The following is a 2,020-nucleotide window of genomic DNA, read 5'->3' as shown; positions in this document are numbered from 1 at the left end:
GAAGTGAAACGCAATCGCGCCGATGGTAGTGTGGGGTCTCCCCATGTGAGAGTAGGTCATTTCCAGGCGCCTAATAACGATAAAGCCCGTTGCTAACGCAACGGGCTTTTTTCGTTTTTAGTCTGGAACGATGGCCGCTCGAACATGGGGAAGTAAAAAGTCCGAACGTAGTGAGGCTCAAACCCATGTGGAGTAGGGTGAAGCCCTTGCGCTTATCAAACGAAGTTTGATGCATGGGGTGAACGCGGAGAGCTAGCTCGAAGCTGACCATTGGAAGACGCCTTAGCTCTTAAGCTGCAACACAGTGTGGCCGTTAATTTCATCCATGCATTAACGGCATTTCCGCCATCTGATGTTTAGGATTAACAAAGGTCTTGATAGCAGATACCAAGAATGAGGAAAGCTTCGCGGCTAAAGCACGCTCCTACAGAGGAGGGCTGGTTACGAAGTTCAAGCTGTATGTAAAAGGGGATAATACAAATCGGTATAAGGATGTGATCGCTCAGCGAGAATTTTGCGCTTTAGAGGCAAGGTTATTAATTGCATCCTTGGCTCTAGCATCCTCGGTAACTGCTCCATGCGTTACTCTACCTCCTCCTCCTATATCCATATAATCATGTACTCTTCTTTAACTAAAGGCAGCATACCCGCCATTTATGGCGGTCAGGGTTTATAGTTTTTCTCTGTTTTCTACTTATATTCGAAGCTGGCCATGACTGGCGCCCTATCTGTTTTGTCTGCTTCCTTTTATTAGATAGGTAGATGTTGATCTTTGGTTACCGCTTACCCTTGCATAACGACAGTCAATATTGACTGTCGTTAATGCCTGTTACTGGATCTATAATTACCATGGCGTTTGCCCTCGCTTCGAAAACAGACATTTTGATCTTACATTTATACGAAAAATCTTCCGTCTAGACCGCCACACGAGAGGGCTTCGGCACGATTGTATTCTATGGATCTAGATTTTAACTCTTGCTCCTAAACTATTCCTTCATAAAACACGGTATGTTTCTGCTTATTGCCTATCATTTGACGCTCTTGTAGCAGGCTCGTTTTAGTTGCCAGGCCGATATTTGTTATTACCGATATCAATATGAAGATTGTAAACCTGGTTGGACAACAGCTTTGATCGTATAAGTTTCAGCATCTGACCTATTGAACAGCTTTAATTGATTGGTTTTTAACCGTTAATGTGGTCGGTGAATACATGACGTGACTGATGCGTATGGGGGCTAAATCAGCATCAGTCGTGCTTTATATGTGTTAGTTGTGGGTAACTCTGTGTGTAGTTGGTGCGCAAGTTGTTCTTAAGTGGTTATTTGATAAAAACATTCATTTTTCAGTAATTAGCGCTTGTGCTCTGCCTAAAACTCCCTATAATTCGCTCCCACTGACACGGCACAGCAGGCCAACTAGGCTAATGCTTAGAGATTAGAAATAGTCGTTAAGCTAGATAGTACGGGACTTGCAGCAGTGTTAGAGATTAGATTTTCAATAGAAACGCTAATCAGGTGAAAAGCGGTTTAAGCGGTTCATTGATGTGCCTTACATACGAGAGTGTATAAGAAATCATCGCTTGAAAAACTTCTTAAAATAAGCGCTTGACGCCAACCACGGAGCGTGTAGAATACGCCTCCTCAAGCCAACGACCTAGCGTCTAACGGCAGTATCTGAAAGATTGATGCTAACGCTCTTTAACAAGTTGAAACAAGAAATCTGTGTGGACACTCACAGGTGTTGAGTTATTCGAAATTGTCTTTCACGAGACAATCAAAAATTTAACTCGATGAACCACTGAGTGACCATAGCAATATGTAAACTTCATAAACTTTCGGGTTTGTGAAAAACAGTATAATTCATTGAGCCGTTTTGCTCTTAACCGAGTAAAACAAAAAACTTTAATTGAAGAGTTTGATCATGGCTCAGATTGAACGCTGGCGGCAGGCCTAACACATGCAAGTCGAGCGGAAACGGAGATAGCTTGCTATCAGACGTCGAGCGGCGGACGGGTGAGTAA

General features: G+C 43.2%; 1 rRNA gene. It reads left to right on the top strand.

Annotation, left to right across the window (positions count from 1 at the left end):
* Window positions 1–1,902 precede the first annotated feature (1,902 nt).
* Window positions 1,903–2,020: ribosomal RNA gene (locus EKG38_RS24675) — 16S ribosomal RNA — on the top strand; the annotation flags it as partial.

The sequence above is a fragment of the Shewanella canadensis genome, from assembly GCF_003966225.1.
Classification (GTDB): domain Bacteria; phylum Pseudomonadota; class Gammaproteobacteria; order Enterobacterales; family Shewanellaceae; genus Shewanella; species Shewanella canadensis.
The sequence above is the reverse complement of the archived record's forward strand: the minus strand, read 5'-3'. Positions and strand labels throughout refer to the sequence as shown.